Genomic DNA, 1,474 nt, shown 5'->3' with positions numbered 1-1,474 from the left:
CGGAGAAGACGCCGACGTGCCGGTTGAACCCGACGTGCGGCAGCGTCAGCGTGCGGCCGACGCCCGCCTTCTCCAGTACCCGGTTCCACCGCTTGAGCCCGGACTGGCAGTCCTTGACGTACTCGTTGCGCAGGTCGTGGTTCAGCGCGAGCAGGGCCGGGACCTCGTCGGTGGTCAGCACCCCGTCGCGGACGACGTCGACGTCCGACGCGACCTCGGTCAGGACGTGGTCGTCCTTGCGACGCTCCTCCTGCCAGCGGCCCTTGAGTCCGGCGGTGAAGTAGTTGGCCGCGTTCGTCGAGCGCTCGGAGCCGAACAGGTCCAGCGACACCGAGTAGTGGAAGTTGATGTAGCGCTGGATCACGTCGAGCGGGATGCCGCCGTGCGGGGCGATCTCGTCGGTGTCGTGCTCGCGCATCAGCTCCGCGGTGCGGCCCACCACGCGGTCGACACCGGTGGTGCCGACGAACATGTGGTGCGCCTCCTCCTTCAGCATGAACTCGCACGTGCGGCTCAGCGGGTCGAACGCCGACTCCTTCAATGTCCCGAGCTGGTACTTGCCGTCGCGGTCGGTGAAGTAGGTGAACATGAAGAACGACAGCCAGTCCGGGGTCTCCTCGTTGAACGCGCCGAGGATCCGGGGGCTGTCGAGGTCGCCGGAGTTGCGCTGCAGCAGCGCCTCGGCCTCCTCGCGGCCGTTGCGGCCGAAGTAGGCGTGGAGCAGGTAGACCATCGCCCAGAGGTGGCGGCCCTCCTCGACGTTGACCTGGAACAGGTTGCGCAGGTCGTAGAGGCTGGGCGCGGTCTCGCCCAGGCGGCGTTGCTGCTCGACCGAGGCGGGCTCGGTGTCGCCCTGGATGACGATGAGCCGCTGCAGGTCGGCGCGGTACTCGCCGGGGACCTGCTGCCAGGCGGGCTCGCCCTTCTGCTCGCCGAAGGCGATGCGCCGGTCGTCGCCGCGCTCGGCGAGGAACACGCCCCAGCGGTACTCCTCCATCGCGACGTGGCCGAACTGTGCCCAGCCCTCCTTGCCGACGTCGACGGCGGTGCGCAGGTAGACGTCCTGGGTCGGGACGGCCGGGCCCATCGTCTTCCACCAGTTGATGAAGTTGGGCTGCCACGACTCCAGTGCCCGCTGGAGCTTGCGGTCGCCGGCGAGGTCGACGTTGTTCGGAATCTTCTCCGAGTAATCGATGGACACTGCTCAGACCCGCTTCCTGTCGAACTCGGCCTTGCGTCCGGTGCCGTAGCGGCGCAGTGCGCCCTCGGGGCCGGAGGCGTTGGGGCGTACGAAGATCCAGTTCTGCCATGCGGTGAGCCGGGAGAAGATCCGTGACTCCATCGTCTCGGGGCCGACGAACCGGTGGTTGGCCTCCATGCCGGTGAGCGCGTCGGGGGACAGCGACGCCCGCTCCTCGAGCATGATCCGGATCTCGTCGTCCCAGTCGATGTCGTCGGGGGCGTCGGTGACCAG

At 68.3% G+C, this 1,474-nt stretch carries 1 protein-coding gene and 1 pseudogene; both read right to left on the bottom strand.

The features are described 5' to 3' along the window. The coding region (gene boxB, locus TOK_RS12030) for a benzoyl-CoA 2,3-epoxidase subunit BoxB (protein WP_098957935.1) at positions 1-1,201 on the bottom strand (1,201 nt) is incomplete at its 3' end. Positions 1,202-1,204: 3 nt separating this feature from the next. Beyond that, a pseudogene (locus TOK_RS12025) lies at positions 1,205-1,474 on the bottom strand (benzoyl-CoA-dihydrodiol lyase); the annotation flags it as partial.

The organism is Pseudonocardia sp. N23 (genome assembly GCF_002583555.1).
Taxonomy (GTDB): Bacteria; Actinomycetota; Actinomycetes; order Mycobacteriales; family Pseudonocardiaceae; genus Pseudonocardia.
Note: the sequence above shows the minus strand (reverse complement) of the source record. Positions and strands in the feature narration are given on the sequence as shown.